This window comes from Bartonella sp. AD328YNZD (assembly GCF_042196425.1).
Window position 1 is genome coordinate 1 of the sequence record NZ_JBHIQG010000391.1, and the last position, 2091, is coordinate 2091.

Sequence of the window (2091 nt, forward strand, 5' to 3'; positions counted from 1 at the left end):
CGAACTTCAAAACCCGCACGTTCACGAGTCAAACCACCTGGACCAAGAGCAGAAAGACGGCGTTTATGGGTAATTTCTGACAATGGATTGGTTTGATCCATAAACTGAGACAATTGTGAAGACCCAAAAAATTCACGGACCGCTGCTGCCGCAGGCTTTGCATTAATCAAATCCTGTGGCATAACTGTATCAATTTCAACCGATGACATACGCTCTTTTATCGCACGCTCCATACGAAGAAGACCAATGCGATATTGATTTTCCATCAACTCCCCGACGGAACGAACACGACGGTTGCCAAGATTATCAATATCATCAATTTCACCACGTCCATCACGCAATTCAACCAACATCTTAACAACAGCAATAATATCCTCTTGGCGTAAAATGCGAACTGTGTCTGGACAATCAAGATCCATACGTAAATTCATCTTAACACGCCCGACAGCGGAAAGATCATAACGCTCTGGATCAAAAAACAATGAATGGAACATTGCTTCTGCTGTATCGATTGTTGGTGGTTCACCTGGACGCATCACCCGGTAAATATCAAATAACGCATCCTGCCGACTTTCATTTTTATCTACCTTCAAAGTATTGCGGATGTAAGCGCCAATATTCATGTGATCAATATCAAGAATATTGACTTGATCAGCACTAACATCGAGCAGAATTTTTAATACTTTTTCGTCAATTTCATCACCAGCTTCAAGGTAGATTTCACCTGTTTCGTAATTGACGATATCTTCGGCTAGATAACAACCTAATAAATCATCTTCACTAACTTTAACCGCTTTAAGTCCTTTTTCTACCAAAGACTTTGCAGTACGAACTGTTAATTTTTTACCAGCCTCCGCAACGACTTCACCACTATCTGCATCTATAAGATCAGAAATGAGCTTCATTCCTTTAAAGCGATCCACAGAATAAGGAACACGCCATCCTTCTCCATCACGCTCATAAGTCACTTTATCATAAAACGTCGATAAAATATCCGACGCATCCATACCTAATGCCATCAAAAGACTAGTAACAGGAATCTTGCGCCGTCGATCAATACGCGCATAAATGATATCTTTAGCATCAAACTCAATGTCAAGCCAAGAACCACGATATGGAATAACACGAGCAGCAAAAAGAAGCTTTCCTGATGAATGGGACTTTCCTTTATCATGGTCAAAAAAGACACCAGGAGAACGATGCATCTGAGAAACAATAACACGCTCCGTACCATTAACAATAAAGGTACCATTCGTCGTCATTAAAGGCATATCGCCCATATAAACGCCTTGCTCTTTAATATCTTTGATATCTTTGGAGCCAGTATCCTCATCAACATCAAAAACAATCAAACGCAATATGACCTTTAATGGGGCAGCATAAGTTAAATCACGTTGACGGCACTCTTCAACATCAAATTTTGGTAAATCAAATTCATAACCTACAAACTCAAGCATAGCTGTCCCGGAAAAATCTGAAATAGGAAAAACCGATTTAAAAACAGCTTGCAAACCTTCATCTGGTCGCCCACCTTTCGGTTCCTCAACCATGAGAAATTGATCGTATGAGGCTTTTTGAACCTCAATAAGATTCGGCATTTCTGCTACTTCAGGAATCTTACCAAAAAATTTCCGTACGCGCTTACGACCATTGAATTGAGACATCATTGCGTGAGTCTGAGCCATCGTCGCTCCTTGATCTTTACTGTTCAAGGTAGACCAACCTTGAAAGCCTTATACCATTAACCTGCATATGCAGACCAGTTCACTTGACACTCATAATGAGCATCATTAACTTTCCCCACCAACATAAGCCATTTATCTCTTTGACTCTATGATGAAGGGGGAAGTAATCAAAACCTATCCCTTTCATGTTACGAAACCATTGGGAAAAGGTTTTTTACTCATTATTTTCCCTCTTTGTATTAAGAGAAAGAAAATCGGCGAACATAAATGTTCGCCGATAAAATTAAATTTACTTAAGTTCAACTTTAGCACCAGCAGCTTCAAGTTGAGATTTAATTTTCTCTGCCTCTTCTTTAGAAGCACCTTCTTTAATAGGCTTGGGTGCTCCTTCAACCAGATCTTTAGC

Annotated in this window: 1 protein-coding gene and 1 pseudogene; both read right to left on the minus strand. The window is 39.9% G+C overall.

All coding sequences use genetic code 11. From position 1 onward, the window contains the following. Window positions 1-1685 (minus strand): annotated as a pseudogene (locus ACFIO3_RS12095) (DNA-directed RNA polymerase subunit beta); the annotation flags it as partial. A 289-nt stretch (window positions 1686-1974) separates the two neighbouring features. After that, the coding region (locus tag ACFIO3_RS12100; protein WP_375704524.1) for a ribosomal protein L7/L12 at window positions 1975-2091 on the minus strand (117 nt) is incomplete at its 5' end.